Origin of the sequence: Pedobacter sp. Leaf41 (genome assembly GCF_001422545.1) — a bacterium.
Classification (GTDB): domain Bacteria; phylum Bacteroidota; class Bacteroidia; order Sphingobacteriales; family Sphingobacteriaceae; genus Pedobacter.
The window spans coordinates 218,711-233,450 of the sequence record NZ_LMLE01000010.1; the positions used below are offsets into that span (position 1 = coordinate 218,711).

Below are 14,740 nucleotides of genomic sequence, written 5' to 3' on the forward strand. Positions count from 1 at the left end.
ATAACTTGTTTTCCGTCCAACAAAAAAGGTGGAAATTTTGCTGAGCAAATCTTTCCACCTTTAACTTTTCACTTTATACTTTCTACTCTATTTTTTGTAATACTTCATCGCCTCTGGCAAATCTCTTTGTATTTGTGCAATACGCGATTGATCTGTTGGGTGAGTACTTAAAAATGCTGGTGGTTTTTGCGAACCTGCACTTTCTTGTGCCATCCTTTGCCAAAAACCGATCGCTGTACTAGGATTATAACCGGCCATTGCCATGAATGATAAACCCATTTTATCAGCTTCTAATTCTTGGTTTCTACCATATTTGAGAATGGTCAATTGTCCACCAATACCATAAGCCTGGTTAATATAATCTGCGTATTTCGAGTTGGAAGATGCAGCTCCAACTAATGCTCCTCCAACCTGTGCAGCCTGCATTTGCGAAGCCCGCTCTGCCGAATGCTGAGCAATAGCATGTGCAACTTCATGGCCCATAACGGTAGCCAAACCCGCTTCATCTTTCGTTACAGGTAAAATACCAGTGTAAACGGCAATTTTTCCCCCTGGCATACACCAAGCATTTATTTCTTTACTATCGATTAAATTATATTCCCATTTATAATTTTTAATCTGTTCACCAAACCCGTTCTGGTTCATATATTGAGTTACGGCAGCAGCAATTTTTTGCCCCACACGTTTTACCATAGCGGCATTGCTGTTGTTAGAAGCAACTACTTTAGTTTGAGGATCACTTAACAATTGTTGATATCCTATTGCAGCTTGTTGTTGCAATGAACTATCGTCTACCAAGCTGAGTCTGCTTCTACCAGTTAATGGAACTGTAGAACATGAATTAAATAATAGAATACCAGCAACACTTGCTGTTAAAAATAACTTTTTCATATTGAGAATTTAAATGATCAGTGATACTTGTTTTGCAAGCTGAATTAGTAAACAGCAAGACAACAAATATGTTTTGGGTGAATGTGTTTTTGTTAATTAACCAGTTTTTTTCCTAAACAAATACACTTTTGATTCTTTGCCTTTTAGCAATCTCTCGAGATTTTTTTGGTGGGTGACTAATATTAAAATACATACCACCATTCCATATAACACTTCAGATTTTATAGAAACCTGAAACAAAAAAACCACACTTAATGGAAATGTAAAACCTGCACAAATGGAACTTAAGGATACATATTTCGTTAATAATAGCACAACCACAAAAACCAGAACACAAAGCATAGAGGCTTCGAAATTAACTGCCAAAATCATTCCAAAAAGAGTGGCAACGCCTTTGCCCCCACGAAAACCGGCAAAAACAGGGAATAAGTGGCCCATCACTGCGGTTACGCCAAGCGCCAATTGGTAATTTACAAAAACAACTGAATTTTGAGGCCCAGTAACAGACATGCCTATGAGATAAGCTAAGTTGGTAGCGGTGTATCCTTTAGCAATATCAATAATCATTACGGCTATACCAGCTTTCTTACCCAACACCCTGAATGTGTTGGTAGCACCTGCGTTTCCACTTCCATATTCCCGTACATCAACGCCATAAAACGCCTGACCGAGCCATACAGCAGTTGGTATTGATCCAAAAAGATAGGCAACTAATAATGCACTGAGAGAATAAACCGTAACCATAGCCTACAATGATACAAAAAATAAGCCTTCCATTTTATAGCAAATCATTTAGTATGCCTTTAAACTAATGTCTAAACTTTTAACAGAATGTGTAAGTGCACCCATTGATATAAAGTCTACACCACAGGCTGCATATTCAGCAACGTTCTCTTCCGTAATTCCACCCGATGCTTCAGTGATAAACCGACCATCTATGAGTTTTACGGCAGCTCTTAAATTATCGAAACTAAAATTATCCAACATGATGCGATCAACACCACCAATTGCTAATACTGCAGTTAATTCCTCAATATCCCTCACTTCAATCTCAATTTGTAGCGATTTTTGGTTGTGTTTAAGATATTGTTGAGCGGCTCCAATTGCATTTGAAATTCCCCCAGCATAATCCACATGGTTATCCTTAATCAAAATCATGTCGTACAAACCAATTCTATGGTTTACACCTCCACCAATCCTTACGGCCCATTTCTCCAGATAACGCAAACCAGGTGTAGTTTTACGAGTATCTAATATTTGAGTCTTCGTCCCTTTTAAAAGCGAAACAATGCGATTGGTTTTAGTTGCTATGCCGCTCATTCTTTGCATGCAATTTAACACCAAGCGTTCTGCAATGAGAATGGAATGTGTACTTCCTTCTACCGTTAAACCAATATCTCCGAATTTAACTCTAGCTCCATCATTGATCAATACATCAACTTTTAAATCGGCATCTACCTCTTTAAAAATTTCTACTGCTAGTTCCATACCCGCTAAAATGCCATCTTCTTTGATAATCAATTTGGCCTTTCCTAATGTTCCGGCTGGAATAGTTGATAATGAAGTATGATCGCCATCGCCAACATCTTCAGTTAATGCATTTTTTATGAACGGGTGTATAAGTTGAATATCCAAAATATAGATTTTAAAAGGCAAAAATAAGAATTATTTGTTAGCAGACAATTTACTGACAGATTTAAACGAATGCTGGAATTATTATTTGGTATCGAAAATCATCTATAGCTCTTCATTAGCTAAAAGGATTTTTATAAACTTCAGTCTAAAAAGAAATAGTGATTGTCGGGAATAAACAAAAAGCCTTGTTTTAAAAGGAAGCTAAAGAAGTGATTAATCCTTCGCAGGTTCGATTCGTAATTCGGTAATTAAAAAGCTATTATTTAATTTCTTCATGGTTACTGAAACTCTAAAAGTTTCTTTTGAAGTGCTTAAAAGAATAACACCAAAACGGTAGTTAGGATTAGTATTAATTTTGTGGAAAATACTTGTTTTAACGGGTGGATGTTTGATGAAAAAATCTCGTAATATTTGTTCTCCCTGTGCTTTTGAGTATACATCTTCATCGTCAATAATGATAAGTTCGATAGTTGATGCGAAATTTTTTGCAATTTCTTTAGCGTTACTAGATTTAAAATACGAAGATAAATCATCAATGATATCACCCTGAAAGGCTTTAGGACTAAATAATGATGATAAACTAATAATTAATAAAAACAAGCTCCGGATCATTTCTGTATTTTATAATCTCGGTATAGCTAAAATTATGCCATTAGCTTATCAAAAAATAGATTACATCATTTGTATAAGCTTCAATAAAGTTATATTTGCCCTGATATCAAAACACTAAAACATGTTTTAAATGAAAATGTTTTATCAGTGTTCAATTAAATTTTAAAATTAATATGATAACTAATAAAAAACTTGCGCTTATAATTTTAGATGGCTGGGGTTACGGAAGAAAAGATAATTCGGATGCGGCCTATGCTGCCAACACTCCTTTTTTCGATTCATTAATTAAAAATTATCCCAACTCAAAACTTGAGGCTTCTGGTGAAGCGGTGGGTTTGCCAGCCGGACAAATGGGAAATTCGGAAGTAGGCCACATGAATTTAGGCGCAGGCAGAGTAGTTTATCAAGAACTTGGAAGAATTAACAAATCTATTGCAGACAGGGAATTACATGTTAACCCGATTTTGTTAGCTGCTTTTGATTATGCAAAGCAAAATAATAAAGCTGTGCATTTCATTGGACTGGTTTCAAATGGCGGAGTTCATGCCCATATCGAACACTTAAAAGCTTTGTGTGATGCCGCAAATGAAGCACATGTTGAAAAAACTTTTGTTCATGCTTTCTTAGACGGAAGGGATACAGACCCAAATTCTGGTTTAGGTTTTATTAGCGATCTTCAAAATCACATTAAAAACACATCGGCTAAATTAGCTACCATGGTTGGTCGCTACTACGCAATGGATCGCGATAATCGCTGGGAACGTGTGAAACAAGCTTATGATGTAATGGTTAACGGTGTTGGTGAAAGAACACAAGATGCTTTGGCTACGATTAAAAAATCTTATCAGAACGGCGTAACAGATGAGTTTTTGCAACCAGTTGTACTCACCCAGGATAATGGCGAGCCAGTGGCGACCATCAAAAATGATGATGTGGTAATCTGCTTCAATTTCCGTACAGATAGAGGAAGAGAAATTACAACTGCGCTAACGCAAAAAGATTTTCCGGAGCAACACATGCATAAATTGCCATTGTATTATGTTACGATGACTACCTATGATGAAAGCTTTGAAAAAGTAAATGTAATTTTTACAAAAGACGATTTGACGAAAACGATCGGTGAGGTTTTAGCCGAAAACAATAAAAATCAAATTCGCATTGCTGAAACTGAAAAATATCCTCATGTAACTTTCTTTTTCTCTGGAGGAAGAGAAACTGAATTCGCTAACGAAAAACGTATTTTAATACCTTCCCCAAAAGTAGCAACTTACGATTTACAACCGGAGATGAGTGCTGCAGGAATTACCGAAGCCATTATTGCAGAAATGGAAACAGGTTGGCCAGATTTTATTTGCTTAAACTTCGCCAACCCTGATATGGTAGGCCATACCGGTGTTTTCGATGCAGTAGTAAAAGCGGTTGAAACTGCCGACAAGTGCGCAGAAATAGTAGTGCGCAAAGGGATGGAAAATGGTTACTCCTTTATCTTGTTAGCAGATCATGGAAATTCAGAATATATGGTAAATGGCGACGGTTCTGTTAATACTGCCCACACCACCAATCTTGTTCCTTGTATTTTAATTGACAGCGACTATAAAACCATTGCTGATGGTAAATTGGGCGATATTGCTCCTACTGTTTTAAAAATTTTAGGTGTTCCAATTCCTGAAGAAATGACAGGAAATGTGTTAGTATAATGAATAGAAGAATTTATATTTTACTCCTTGCTGTTGCCTTTGTTTCTTGTAATGAAGATAAAAAATCTAAAGCAAATACAAATTTGCTGTACTTTGATTTGAAAGGATATTTCGAAAAGGAGGCTGTTCGTTTGCAGAAACTTAATCCAGTAGTGAACAAAACAGTATCAGTTAACGGCAAGCAAGAAAGCAAAAAAATTAAGATAGCAGACTGGAAGAAAGAATTTGCTGTGTTTATTAATGCTGATATTAACAAAGCTTCTTGGAGGGGAAGTTTTGATATTAGCGAGCAAAATGGTGTAGATTATTATACTTCAGATAGTAAGAAAATACCGATCAAGAGGGTTTCTATTAAATGGAACGGTGAGAGAGCAGGTCTAATAGAAGTTATCATCGCCAATAAAAACATCCTTTTTCAATCTAACGATACTTTACGTTATTATCCTGATAGCTTGTACGCGATCAAAAAACAGCAAAAAATAAAGCTGCTGAACACTAAGAGTTATCAAATTACTGGGAAATTGAAATAAAAAAACAGGCTTTGAAATTTCAAAGCCTGTTTTCTTATCTCTATTTTAATGAAGCGATTTGCGCCTTATCGTAGGCAACCCAATCTATAATATCCTTCCGGAGCGGCTGCATAGTTAACACCTTTTGAAAATCTGCGATTGAATTGTTAAACAGTGCAACACATGCGGTCTTCTCATCTTTCCGTTTGGCCTTATACGATCTAAAAATCGCATAGTCTTTATAAGCTAAAGCACGATTTTGAAACATTTGCGTATCCTCATCACCATTAATTTCAATGGCCTTGGTAAAATCTTTAATTGCAGCGGTATAAAAATTTTCACGCATGGTGTTTAATGACTCCTTTGGATCGTTCGCTATATTTAACCTTGCTTTTCCACGATAGTAGTATGCAGAAACTTCTGATGGTTTTACTGTAATTAAACGACTGTATGTTTCAATACACTTTTCATATTGAGCATTTTGAAAATATGAATAGCCTAACATCTGCAAAATTTTAGCATTCTCTGGGGTTTTAGCATCGGCTTTTTCCAGTTGGGTAACGGCAGTTTTATAATCTCCTTTGATCATTGCCTGCATGCTACGCTCGTAATTGTTTTGTGCAAAAGTGCTGGTAGATGATAATATGATTAATCCTAAAATTGCGTGTCTAAAATAGTTCATGTAACGAATAATATGTTTTTGTAATTCTACCGCCAAAAAAGACGAAATTTGTTGCAATATAATCCTATTCTGATAATTTAAAAGTTTTTTAATTTTTGGAAATAAAAAAATTCTATATTAAACAAAAGCTTAAACGTTAAAAACTTCATTATATGATATTGGCCGATACAATATATTACTCTGCCTTTTTAACATAAGATTAATGGTATTTCTACTTTGGCACAAGAGTTGGAAATATTAGTTGAATAACATAAACAAACAAAGTGAAGACGATTGAACTGCCAGTTTGTCGTTAGAGGAAAAGTGATAATGAGTAAAGAAGATATATTTGATTTCCATAATGCTATGCCGATAATAAATGAGGATACAGAGTTTTTTCCCCTAATGTCTCAACAAGACGAGGAGGAAATGAACAACGAGGAAACACCTGAAACCCTGGCGATTTTGCCATTACGAAATACTGTTTTATTCCCTGGAGTAGTAATTCCAATTACCGTTGGAAGAGACAAATCAATCAAGTTAATTAAAGAAGCTTACAAAGGAAACAAGATTATTGGAGTAGTTTCTCAAAAGGATGTTTCGATAGAAGACCCTACTTTTGAGCAACTTAACACCGTTGGTACAGTAGCAAATATTATAAAGTTACTGCAAATGCCTGATGGCAATACCACCGTAATTATCCAGGGTAAGCAGCGTTTTAGCCTAATTGAAGAGGTGCAAAACGAACCTTATATTAAGGCTGTAGTTAAAAAATTCGAAGAGCAAAAACACAAAGCCGATAAGGAGTTTAAAACCTTAATTGCGTCTATCCGCGAAATGTCTGCGCAAATTATTCAGCTGTCGCCGAATATACCAAGTGAGGCGAGTATCGCACTTAAAAACATCGAGAGCAATTCATTTTTGATCAATTTCATTTCTTCAAATATGAATGCCGAAATGGCCGATAAGCAAAAAATCCTTGAAATGGACAAATTGCAGGAACGGGCGCAGAAAGTAATGGAGCTTTTGATGGTAGAACTACAGATGTTGGAATTGAGAAATCAAATCCAATCCAAAGTCCGTACTGATCTTGATAAGCAACAACGCGATTACTTCTTAAATCAACAGCTAAAAACAATTCAGGAAGAATTAGGTGGAAACTCTGCCGATTTAGAATTTGATGCCCTTCAGGAAAAAGCTAAAAAGAAAAAATGGGCACAACCTGTTGCTGATCATTTCGATAAAGAATTAGATAAACTTGGAAGAATGAATCCGGCAGCGCCAGATTATTCTGTTCAGCTCAATTACCTGGAATTGCTTTTAGATTTACCTTGGAGTGAATTTACCAAAGACAATTTCGATTTAAAACGTGCCCAACGGATTTTAGATAAAGATCATTTTGGTCTGGAAAAAGTAAAGCAACGTATCGTTGAATATTTAGCAGTTTTAAAGCTAAAACGCGATATGAAAGCGCCGATCCTTTGTTTAGTTGGCCCTCCGGGAGTTGGTAAAACATCTTTAGGAAAATCAATTGCCAAAGCATTGGGACGTAAATATGTTCGTATGGCTTTGGGCGGTATTCGCGATGAAGCTGAAATTCGCGGTCACCGCAAAACTTACATCGGTGCAATGCCAGGGCGTATTATTTCATCAATCAAAAAAGCGGGCGCAGATAACCCTGTGTTTGTTTTGGATGAGATTGATAAGGTTGGAACTGACCATCGTGGCGATCCATCATCAGCTTTACTTGAGGTTTTGGATCCGGAACAGAACAACGCTTTTTACGACCACTACGTTGAGGTAGATTACGATTTATCAAATATTTTATTCATCGCAACCGCAAACTCACTAAGTACTATACAGCCAGCTTTGCTAGATCGTATGGAGATTATCGAGGTGAATGGTTACACGATTGAAGAAAAAATCGAAATCGCTAAAAAATATTTATTGCCTAAGCAAAAGGAAAATCATGGTTTGCAAAACAGGGATATAAATCTGAAACCTGCTTTGATTGAAAAAGTAATTGAAGATTATACTCGTGAATCTGGCGTACGTGGTTTAGAGAAAAAAATTGGTTCCCTGGTTCGTGGTGTAGCTACCAAGCTTGCAATGGAAGAAGAGTATAATGCTACGCTAACGAATCAAGACGTTGAACGTATTTTAGGCGCACCCATTTTCGATAAAGATTTATACGAAGGCAATGAAGTTGCTGGTGTAGTTACAGGCTTGGCATGGACAAGTGTGGGTGGCGATATTTTATTTATAGAATCGAGCTTAAGTCCAGGTAAAGGCAAGTTAACTTTAACTGGTAATTTAGGCGATGTGATGAAAGAATCAGCAGTGATTGCTTTAGCCTATTTGCGTGCTCATGCTGCAGAATTTGGCATCGATTACACTTTATTCGATAATTGGGATGTTCATGTTCACGTACCTGCCGGTGCTACACCAAAAGACGGGCCATCAGCGGGTATTACGATGCTTACTGCTTTAACATCAGCATTTACGCAACGCAAAGTTAAGCAACATTTAGCCATGACCGGAGAGATTACTCTACGTGGCAAAGTACTTCCGGTTGGCGGAATTAAAGAGAAAATTCTTGCGGCGAAAAGGGCGAATATCAAAGAAATCATTCTTTGTAAGAGCAACCGTAAAGATATTTTAGAAATCAAGGAAAGCTATATCAAAGACCTTAAATTTCATTACGTAACAGAAATGAGTGAGGTGATTGAATTGGCGTTAACAAAAAACAAAGTTAAAAAGCCATTGGATTTGAGCATTAAAGTTGCTTCAATAGTCAACTAAATTGTAATCTTTTAGCTGATTGATTAATAATCCAATAACTATAAATACATTTATGGCCCCGATAAAGTATCGGGGCTTTTTTATGAAATCACTTTTCACCACCCTACTTCTTGGTTTAATCTCTTTAGGTTGTTTTGCACAATCATTTAAAAATGAGTTTGGTTTTAAAACTGAAAACGATGCGTATTTAGCCACTTTAAATGATCGTTACTATACTAATGGCCTGTTCATCTACTTTCGCAGAGCGATAGATCCAGCTACCTTTTCTGAAAAAGTGGAGAAGAAAACCTATGAAATTTCAGCCGGACAAAAAATGTATACCCCTTACTGGGGTCAGGTAGCTAAAAAGGAAGATCAAGATAGACCTTTTGCTGGCTATTTGTACGCTGGAGGCGCTTATTCAATCTTTTATAAAAATGAAAGTGTATTGAAAACGAGCCTAGAACTCGGTACCGTTGGACCAAACTCTCTGGCTCAAGACGCACAAAAGTTCTTACATAAAACAGTGGGTTTTTATACTCCGGCTGGATGGGAATATCAAATTAAAAATGAATTAGCGGTTAATTTAGCAGCCAATTATAGTAAACTTCTAATTCGATCTAACGATAAAGTGGTAGATTTAAGCGGAGCTGGCTATGCAAACCTGGGAACTACGTTTTCTGGCCTGGGCGCTTCAGTTTTGTTTAGAGCAGGCAGACTAAACCAGTTATTTAACAGCGCTTACCACAATGCAGTAATTGGAAATTCAAAAACTGCGGCTTTAAATAGATCAGAGTTTTTCTTTTACTTAAAGCCACAGTTAAATGTAGTTGCTTACGATGCAACCATACAAGGAAGTTTATTTAATGATGATAGTCCATTAACATTTGGAGTGAAACCAATTGTTTTTGAGCAACAATTCGGCGTAAATTATAGCTCGAAAAGATTCACAGTTGATTTCAACATCATCTTTAAAACCAAAGAAGTTAAAAGTATAGCTAAAGCACAAAATTATGGCGGCTTAAGTTTGTATTATAGATTTGGGAAGTAATCTTTTAAAGAGATGGGCAGTTCACAACTGCCCGATCCTTCAAATATTTAATTTGCTAATCTTACTGCTTTTGCAACCAAATACTGATCGAAATAAGCTTTCACTTGAGCCTTTTTAGTTGCGTCATTGATAAAACTGTAAATTGGAACAAGCCCTTCATCCAGAGCTCCTATAAACCTGGCCCTATCCTCTGTTGTAGAGCTCACCCAATTTGAAATATTGACTATCATTTTTTTCCCAGCTGTTTGTGTTTTCAATCTTTGTATATCGCCACCAACAGAATTGTAATACACTTTAGCTGCAGAATTTGCATTTAAATCAGCTAAGTTAACATCGTCTAAGTAACCACTTGGCAATCCGAAGGTATTTTTTAAGGCATATCTTTGCCCTTCCATACTAATTTTTTGTCTATCTCCTTTTGCTGCAATAGCCTGGTACATCACATCAAACTTTGCACCCACTTTTACCCCAACTAAAACGTGTGTTCCGTATTTATTAATCAAGTTTTCAGCACTCAAAAGATTGATATCCTGCTTAAACCCATTAGTTAAAAAACCATTAACCGATTGGTCATAATAAAAACGATGACGTTTTCTTATCATGTAGTAAGAATAATATGCATATACATATTTTGAGTCTTTGGTATCATTAACGGGGAATGCTTCATTTAAGATTTGCCCAAACAGCATTAAACCTTTTGTTTCCTTAAATGAGTTTGATAATTTCTCGGATAAATCTACAGCATTATTTGCAACAAGTGTAGTCCAAGAAGATTCTGTACCCCTGCTTAAATTAACTGAGTGCAAAGGATCAGCATCAAAGCTGGGCATATCAACTACACTTGCTCTAATTGAGGCTTCACTGTTAAAATTCTCGGTTACATCGTAACCATAACCTAAATAATTAAAGGTACTTGACGATGGATATAGCGCCTGAGATTCTTTAGTTGCTCCATTAATAGCTACATCAATATCGGGCGATAACGGCTTTGGTGGTTCGATTTCTTCGGAGTTTTTCTTACACGAAGCAAGGGTGGCAAATACGGCCAGCATAAATAAGATTTTTTTCATGTTGTCATTTGTGTGTGTCATCAAAATTAGAAAAATCAACTTAGAATTTAGTTAATTAAATAAGATTTTTGATATGGTCTACAGCGTATAATCAAACATCCCGAATAGCAAAGTATAACTAAAAATCGCGAGTGGAACGGTTTTTCTTTTTTTCTGAAACTGCTGCTTTATTTTTTAATCGCTTTTGGATAACTGCCTTTGGAATTTTCGTAGACTTTCTTTTTTTCTGAATCTGAAGAGAACGTTTAAGCAGGTCGATCAGTTTAGCAATGGTTTTCTCTTTGTTGAGCAGCTGACTTCGTTCTTCTTGCGAAACAATATGCAATAAGCCATCATTGTCCATTCGGTTTTCGAGTCGCGATTTTAAAAGCACCTTTTCCTCTTCATTAAAAAAAGTGGCATTGTCCAAATCCAAGATTAATTCGACTTTACTGGAAACTTTATTAACGTTTTGCCCACCCTTGCCCCCACTTCTGGAGGTTTTGAAGGTAACTGACTTTAAAATTTCTTCTCGTGTGGGTAACATCATGCAAAAGTATAAAGAATAGTAATCTAAAAAAAGCAACTAAATTCAGCGCTTTTTTTACCTTTGCAACAGAATGAAAAAAAACGTGGTTATAGCTATTGATGGCTACTCATCTTGCGGAAAAAGTACTTTAGCAAAGGCATTGGCTAAAAAATTAGGTTTTATTTATGTAGATAGTGGTGCGATGTATCGGGCAGTAACGCTGTATTTCTTAAGGAATGAGATTGATATTTCTAATGACGAAGCCGTTACTGATGCGCTACAACACATCGAATTAAATTTTCATTCTCGTGATTATGAATCACACATTACTTTGAACGGAGAAGAAGTTTCTGACGAGATTCGTTTAATGCCTGTTTCTGAAAATGTGAGCGAAGTTTCTGCTCATAAAATTGTTCGCCATGAAATGGTTAAGCAACAACAACGCATGGGCAAATTGAAAAATATTGTAATGGATGGGCGAGATATCGGTACCACCGTTTTTCCAAACGCACCCTTAAAGTTCTTTATGACAGCTGATCCCAAAATTAGAGCAGAGCGCAGGTTTAAAGAACTGGAAAGCAAGGGCAATAATCAAACTACTTTAGAAGAAGTATTTGAAAACCTTGCTCATCGAGATTATGCTGATACCACACGCAAAGAAAGCCCACTGGTTAGGGCCGATGACGCTATAATTTTAGACAATACCAATTTAACACAAGAAGAACAATTGGCTTTTGCACTCGAAAAAGTTGAACCATTGCTTCCTAATTAATATTAAATTTATTCAGTTAATTTAAATTTCATATTTTTAGCTGCTAACCATTAAGCTACTATGAAATTAAAACAATATTCTGCGGTACTATTTTTCCTGTTTGCTATCATCTCTTTTAATGCTTCTGCACAAAAAGGCTGGATTAACCTTTTCAATGGCAAAGATTTAAAAGATTGGAATGTTAAAATTGCCAAACACGATTATAAGGATAATTACGCGAATACATTTCGGGTAAAAAATGGCTTAATGACCGTCGGTTACGAAGGCTACAAAGAATTTGACAAACAGTACGGCCACATTTTTTACAAAAAACCATTTTCCTACTACTTATTAAGGGTTACTTACCGTTTTGTTGGCGATCAAGCCAAAGGTGGTGAGGGCTGGGCAACAAGAAATAGTGGCGCCATGCTACATTGTCAGGATCCAGCCACAATGTTAAAAGATCAGGATTTTCCGATTTCTATAGAAGCACAGATTTTAGGTGGTGACGGAGAACATACACGCCACACCAGCAATGTGTGCACACCAGGAACGCTAATAAATTACGATGGCAAATTGTTTACAGGCCATTGCATGGATTCTAAATCAAAAACTTATGCTGGCGATCAATGGGTAACCGCAGATTTTTTAGTGCTTGGCGATTCAGTAGTTAAACACATTATAGCTGGAGAAGTTGTATTGGAATATACAAAACCACAAGTGGGTGGCGGAAGTGTAACTAACTTCGATCCTAAAGTTAAAATAGATGGCACACCATTAAAATCTGGTTACATTTCCCTTCAAAGCGAAAGCCACCCAATCGAATTTAAAACAGTGAAACTTTTCGATTTAGCTCCATACGCTAAAAATCAGGAAAAACTTGATCAAGTAATTGATAAAATCCTTAAAGAATAACAATACTTATATCCTATTGTTATGAATGATTGAAATGCTATTGCTAACCGTTACTAAATGATCTGATGCGCAAAACTCATTCAATTAAGAAGCTTACTTTTCTACTATTTTTCTTTTGCACAACATTAACTTTTGCTCAGAAAGCTTACAAAGTCAATGAAATTCCAGACCCTAAAAATAATGGTGGCGGTTGGGTAAGTAATCCGGATGGAATTCTTACCGCTGATGAGGTTGCCAATGTTAACAGCTCAATTTCACGGTTCGAAAAAGAAACCAATGTTCAGGTAGCGGTTGTAATTGTAAATAATTTCGATACTGATCAGGAAGACTTTGACTTTGCTTATGAGCTTTTTAACACTTGGGGAATCGGCCAGAAGAGCAGTAACAATGGCCTGCTTTTATTTATTGCCAAAGATCGGAGGAAGTATCGTTTTATTACGGGCACAGGAACTGAAGGGGTTCTACCCGATGTAAAACTGAAACACATTGCAGAACAAAACCTAATTCCGGCTTTTAGAGAAAATGATTTCGGAACGGGGATAATCAATACCATCAATGCAATTGGTGTGATCATCTTAAACCCAGACAACAAATCGGAGCTTAACCAATTCTTTACTCAACAAGAAGATAACAACAACCTTGAAAAGTTTTGGATACCTATTGTCGTTATCATAGTAGCCTTCTTCGGAGTGTTTAAATTGGTAAACAGACAAACTAAAAAAACATTTACCATACAAGCTAAAGGCAAATCTGATCTAGAAAAATCAATTACCAACGGCTGTGCCGTACTTTTCATGTTTGTTTTCATCAGTATTTTTTCACTCGTATTTTTTGATGGGTTTGGTTTATTTTCGAAGATCAAATTATCCCACATACCTTTTATTCTATACGGTGTTTTAGCTATAGGCCTCTTTTTTAGATATCTATACCATATCTCTACGTTGAGAAAAACATATTATGATGATCAGAATTTCTTTAACGCGGTAACCGATTTCAATAAAAAGAATTTTTGGATGGTCATTTTTTCTCCGCTAATATTATTTGCACTAATAAATTATCTATTTAAACGTACAAAAAACATCGATAGATTTAATCCTATTCTTGATAGCCAAAAACGAGAAATGATTCGTTTAGATAGAGACATTAACATTGAAGGCAAACCTTTTTTAACTGGCGGACAGCGGGCGGAAGAAATAGCAAAATCTTATGATTATGATATCTGGGAAAGTGCTGATCATAAAGAACACGTGATTAAACAGTGGCCTGCAGAAGAATACAATACTTTTACAGAATGTCCGAAATGTAGTTTCAGAACATATAAACTAAATAAAAAAGTTACGGTAACAGCTGCAACATACAGTCATGATGGGCAGGCTAAGCTGATTAATGAATGTAGTTGCTGTAAAAATGTCGAATTTATAAAATGGATTGTATTGCCAATGTTGGTAGAATCCAAATCTTCTTCCAGCTCGTCATCAAGCAGTAGCAGTTCGTCATCTTCATCGAGCAGCTGGGGCGGCGGAAGCAGCAGCGGCGGTGGTTCGGGGGGCAGTTGGTAAACTGATTATAGCAAGATAATGTGAAGCTTATGAAAGTATTTTTTAATTTTGCCTCCGTTAGCACGATGTTTGCTCATTCGAGTTTCCATATTTTTATTAA

Annotated in this window: 14 protein-coding genes; 7 read left to right on the forward strand and 7 right to left on the reverse strand. The window is 36.3% G+C overall.

The window, feature by feature from the left end; all coding sequences use genetic code 11:
• Positions 1-87 precede the first annotated feature (87 nt).
• The 4 genes from ASE92_RS17525 to ASE92_RS17540 all read right to left on the reverse strand — a co-directional run bounded on the left by ASE92_RS17525 (position 88) and on the right by ASE92_RS17540 (position 3,138).
• Entirely contained in the window at positions 88-891 is an 804-nt protein-coding gene (locus ASE92_RS17525) for a M48 family metallopeptidase (protein ID WP_157255778.1), read from the reverse strand.
• A 96-nt stretch (positions 892-987) separates the two neighbouring features.
• Positions 988-1,635: a glycerol-3-phosphate 1-O-acyltransferase PlsY gene (plsY, locus tag ASE92_RS17530; protein WP_056851419.1), complete on the reverse strand. Its 648-nt coding sequence runs from the start codon at positions 1,633-1,635 to the stop codon at positions 988-990.
• A gap of 48 nt (positions 1,636-1,683) precedes the next feature.
• Positions 1,684-2,526 carry a carboxylating nicotinate-nucleotide diphosphorylase gene (nadC, locus tag ASE92_RS17535; protein WP_056851420.1) on the reverse strand — a complete coding sequence of 281 codons (843 nt, stop codon included), beginning with the start codon at positions 2,524-2,526 and terminating at the stop codon, positions 1,684-1,686.
• A 213-nt stretch (positions 2,527-2,739) separates the two neighbouring features.
• Complete coding sequence (locus ASE92_RS17540) at positions 2,740-3,138, reverse strand: DUF4783 domain-containing protein (protein ID WP_056851421.1); 399 nt, start codon at positions 3,136-3,138, stop codon at positions 2,740-2,742.
• Positions 3,139-3,311: 173 nt separating this feature from the next.
• Here ASE92_RS17540 and gpmI point away from each other — a divergent pair, with 173 nt between their 5' ends.
• Positions 3,312-4,835 (forward strand): 2,3-bisphosphoglycerate-independent phosphoglycerate mutase, encoded by a 1,524-nt coding sequence (gene gpmI, locus ASE92_RS17545; RefSeq protein ID WP_235527388.1) that lies wholly within the window; start codon positions 3,312-3,314, stop codon positions 4,833-4,835.
• Positions 4,835-5,365: a hypothetical protein gene (locus ASE92_RS17550; protein ID WP_056851422.1), complete on the forward strand. Its 531-nt coding sequence runs from the start codon at positions 4,835-4,837 to the stop codon at positions 5,363-5,365. Before gpmI ends, ASE92_RS17550 begins: the two co-directional genes overlap by 1 nt.
• A 40-nt stretch (positions 5,366-5,405) precedes the next feature.
• Here the strand turns inward: ASE92_RS17550 and ASE92_RS17555 are convergent, their stop codons facing one another.
• A complete protein-coding gene (locus ASE92_RS17555) occupies positions 5,406-6,026 on the reverse strand; it encodes a tetratricopeptide repeat protein (protein ID WP_056851458.1) in 621 nt (206 codons plus the stop codon).
• Between the two features lie 309 nt (positions 6,027-6,335).
• On the opposite strand from ASE92_RS17555, the gene lon reads away from it, so the two are divergent.
• Positions 6,336-8,807: an endopeptidase La gene (gene lon / locus ASE92_RS17560; protein WP_056851423.1), complete on the forward strand. Its 2,472-nt coding sequence runs from the start codon at positions 6,336-6,338 to the stop codon at positions 8,805-8,807.
• Between the two features lie 82 nt (positions 8,808-8,889).
• Positions 8,890-9,837 carry a lipid A deacylase LpxR family protein gene (locus ASE92_RS17565; RefSeq protein WP_056851424.1) on the forward strand — a complete coding sequence of 316 codons (948 nt, stop codon included), beginning with the start codon at positions 8,890-8,892 and terminating at the stop codon, positions 9,835-9,837.
• Positions 9,838-9,884: 47 nt separating this feature from the next.
• Here ASE92_RS17565 and ASE92_RS17570 read toward each other — a convergent pair whose 3' ends face one another.
• A complete protein-coding gene (locus ASE92_RS17570) occupies positions 9,885-10,907 on the reverse strand; it encodes an MAC/perforin domain-containing protein (RefSeq protein WP_056851425.1) in 1,023 nt (340 codons plus the stop codon).
• A gap of 118 nt (positions 10,908-11,025) precedes the next feature.
• Positions 11,026-11,436: an alternative ribosome rescue aminoacyl-tRNA hydrolase ArfB gene (arfB, locus tag ASE92_RS17575; protein ID WP_235527389.1), complete on the reverse strand. Its 411-nt coding sequence runs from the start codon at positions 11,434-11,436 to the stop codon at positions 11,026-11,028.
• A gap of 70 nt (positions 11,437-11,506) precedes the next feature.
• Here arfB and cmk point away from each other — a divergent pair, with 70 nt between their 5' ends.
• From cmk to ASE92_RS17590, 3 genes are all read left to right on the forward strand, one after another.
• Positions 11,507-12,187, forward strand: a complete 681-nt coding sequence (cmk, locus tag ASE92_RS17580) for a (d)CMP kinase (protein ID WP_056851427.1) — start codon at positions 11,507-11,509, stop codon at positions 12,185-12,187.
• 60 nt (positions 12,188-12,247) lie between these two features.
• Positions 12,248-13,081 (forward strand): DUF1080 domain-containing protein, encoded by an 834-nt coding sequence (locus ASE92_RS17585; RefSeq protein WP_056851428.1) that lies wholly within the window; start codon positions 12,248-12,250, stop codon positions 13,079-13,081.
• 65 nt (positions 13,082-13,146) lie between these two features.
• Positions 13,147-14,640 carry a TPM domain-containing protein gene (locus tag ASE92_RS17590; RefSeq protein WP_056851429.1) on the forward strand — a complete coding sequence of 498 codons (1,494 nt, stop codon included), beginning with the start codon at positions 13,147-13,149 and terminating at the stop codon, positions 14,638-14,640.
• Positions 14,641-14,740 lie beyond the last annotated feature (100 nt).

What these genes read in the sequence shown, in the direction of transcription:
- ASE92_RS17525 (WP_157255778.1), bottom strand. Translation starts at nt 891, where the DNA reads ATGAAAAAGTTATTTTTAACAGCAAGTGTTGCTGGTATTCTATTATTT.
- plsY (WP_056851419.1), bottom strand. Translation starts at nt 1,635, where the DNA reads ATGGTTACGGTTTATTCTCTCAGTGCATTATTAGTTGCCTATCTTTTT.
- ASE92_RS17540 (WP_056851421.1), bottom strand. Translation starts at nt 3,138, where the DNA reads ATGATCCGGAGCTTGTTTTTATTAATTATTAGTTTATCATCATTATTT.
- gpmI (WP_235527388.1), top strand. Translation starts at nt 3,312, where the DNA reads ATGATAACTAATAAAAAACTTGCGCTTATAATTTTAGATGGCTGGGGT.
- ASE92_RS17550 (WP_056851422.1), top strand. Translation starts at nt 4,835, where the DNA reads ATGAATAGAAGAATTTATATTTTACTCCTTGCTGTTGCCTTTGTTTCT.
- ASE92_RS17555 (WP_056851458.1), bottom strand. Translation starts at nt 6,026, where the DNA reads ATGAACTATTTTAGACACGCAATTTTAGGATTAATCATATTATCATCT.
- lon (WP_056851423.1), top strand. Translation starts at nt 6,336, where the DNA reads ATGAGTAAAGAAGATATATTTGATTTCCATAATGCTATGCCGATAATA.
- ASE92_RS17565 (WP_056851424.1), top strand. Translation starts at nt 8,890, where the DNA reads ATGAAATCACTTTTCACCACCCTACTTCTTGGTTTAATCTCTTTAGGT.
- ASE92_RS17570 (WP_056851425.1), bottom strand. Translation starts at nt 10,907, where the DNA reads ATGAAAAAAATCTTATTTATGCTGGCCGTATTTGCCACCCTTGCTTCG.
- arfB (WP_235527389.1), bottom strand. Translation starts at nt 11,436, where the DNA reads ATGATGTTACCCACACGAGAAGAAATTTTAAAGTCAGTTACCTTCAAA.
- cmk (WP_056851427.1), top strand. Translation starts at nt 11,507, where the DNA reads ATGAAAAAAAACGTGGTTATAGCTATTGATGGCTACTCATCTTGCGGA.
- ASE92_RS17585 (WP_056851428.1), top strand. Translation starts at nt 12,248, where the DNA reads ATGAAATTAAAACAATATTCTGCGGTACTATTTTTCCTGTTTGCTATC.
- ASE92_RS17590 (WP_056851429.1), top strand. Translation starts at nt 13,147, where the DNA reads ATGCGCAAAACTCATTCAATTAAGAAGCTTACTTTTCTACTATTTTTC.